At 70.8% G+C, this 2,006-nt stretch carries 2 protein-coding genes; both read left to right on the top strand.

Features of this window, described 5'->3' with window-relative positions; translation table 11 throughout:
• Window positions 1–75 precede the first annotated feature (75 nt).
• A complete protein-coding gene (locus DBR34_RS18045) occupies window positions 76–1,557 on the top strand; it encodes a GGDEF domain-containing protein (RefSeq protein ID WP_258224099.1) in 1,482 nt (493 codons plus the stop codon).
• Between the two features lie 63 nt (window positions 1,558–1,620).
• Window positions 1,621–2,006: sigma-70 family RNA polymerase sigma factor (locus tag DBR34_RS18040; RefSeq protein ID WP_146186880.1), on the top strand; the 386-nt coding region annotated here is incomplete at its 3' end.

The raw sequence follows: 2,006 nt of genomic DNA, 5'->3' as shown, positions 1-2,006 counted from the left end.
GACCCGCACGACGCTCCCCCCAGCCCCGGCACCGCCGTGGGCCGGCTGCTGTCGCGGCGCCAGGCCGGCACCCGGGTGATCGACACGGCCAGCGTGGACGCGCCCGGCCCCAAGGGCGGCACCAGCGCGATGCTGCAGCGCCTGTTCGCCGGCATCGACAGCCCCGAACCGCTGCTGGCCGCCTTCGCCAACGGCATGTCCACCCTGCCCGGCGAACTGGGCGACATGGGCCTGCGCCTGCAGTCGGCGCAGCGCAGTGCCGACTGGGTCAGCTACGGCCGCGCGATGCGCCAGCTGATCGACAAGTACATCCGCACCATCGAGCAGGACAGCCCCGACGGCCAGCCCGACAGCCTGCGCCTGCGCGAGCTGCTGCGGCACACGCTGGGCGTGACCGTGGCCAGCCTGCTGCAGAACATGCCCGAGCTGCGGGACGAACCCGCGCAGATCGCCGCCGACCTTCGCCACTGGCATCCCGGCCAGCCGCTGCAGCCGATCGAACTGCGCCTGCGCGAGCTGACCCACCAGATCGGCGTGCGCAGCGATGGCTGGCAGGAACAGCAGGAACTGCTGCTGAGCCTGTTCGACCTGCTGCTGGACAACATCGGCGAGCTGCTGGACGACAGCAGCTGGCTGCATGGGCAGGTGCATGCGGTGCGCCAGCTGATCAGCGGCCCGCTGGACCGCGACTCGGTCGACCAGGCGCGCGCCAACCTGCGCGAAGTGATCTACAAACAGGGTCTGCTCAAGCAGGGCATCGTTGAATCCAAGGCGGCCATGAAGGGCCTGATGGGCGGCTTCATCGAGCGCCTCGACGGCATGGCGGTGAGCACCGGCGAGTACCACGACCGGATCAGCAGTTATGCGCTGGCCCTGAAGGAGGCGCGCAGCATCGCCGACCTCAGCCAGCTGCTGCAGGGCGTGCTGCAGGACACCGGCCGCGTGCAGGAGCAGGCACTGCAGGCGCGCGACCACCTGGGCAATGCACGCCGCGAAGTGGAGCAGGCCGAGCAGCGCATCGCCGAGCTGGAGCAGGAACTGCGCGATGTGTCCGGGCTGGTCCGCACCGACCCGCTGACCGGGGCGCTCAACCGCCGCGGATTCGACGAGCTGGTCGAGCGCGAGCTGGCGCGGGCCGGCCGCCATGGGCACCCGCTGGCCCTGGCGCTGATCGACCTGGACGACTTCCACCAGACCAACACGGCCCACGGCCATGCCGGCGGCGATGCGGTGCTGCGCCACCTGGTCACGGTCTGCCAGCTGCACCTGCGCAGCACCGATGCGATCGCCCGCATCGGTGGCGACGAATTCGTGCTGCTGCTGCCCGAAACGCCCGCCGCCGACAGCATGTCCACCCTGCTGCGGCTGCAGCGCTCGCTGGCCCAGCGCCCGCTGCCGCTGGACGACACGCGGGTGCCGGTGCACTTCAGCGCCGGGGTGGCGCAATGGCAGGCCGGCGAACCGGTGGATGCCCTGCTGCGGCGTGCGGATGCGGCCCTGTATGCGGCCAAGCGAGTTGGCAAGAACCGCGTGCAGGCGGCCGACGCCCCCAGGTGATCGGCATTCCCGCCGAGGCGCTGTGATAACCGCCGCCTTCGTGCGAATCACCTGGGTATGGACATGAACGCCCCTGCCGCCCGCGACCCCCGCCTCCGCTTTGCCGCGTTGCTGGACCAGCACCGCGGCATCGTGCTGAAGATCGCGCGCGGCTACTGCGCGCACCAGGAAGACCGGCTCGACCTGATCCAGGACATCAGCGTGCAGGCCTGGGATGCGTTCGACAGCTTCGACCCGGCACGCGCCCGCTTCTCCACCTGGCTGTACCGGGTCGCGCTGAACGTGGCCATCTCGCAGGTGCGCCGGCAGCAGCTGCGGCAACGCCACCATGCCGTGCTGGAGGAGGACACCCTGCCGGTGGACGAGGGTGCGCCGGCCGAACAGCAGCACGCGGTACAGCAGCTGGAGGCGGCGATCCGCATGCTGCCGCCGCTGGACCGGGCATTGAT

The sequence above is a fragment of the Stenotrophomonas sp. HMWF003 genome, assembly GCF_003061285.1.
Lineage (GTDB): Bacteria > Pseudomonadota > Gammaproteobacteria > Xanthomonadales > Xanthomonadaceae > Stenotrophomonas > Stenotrophomonas maltophilia_AP.
This window is presented reverse-complemented; position numbering and strand designations above follow the sequence as displayed.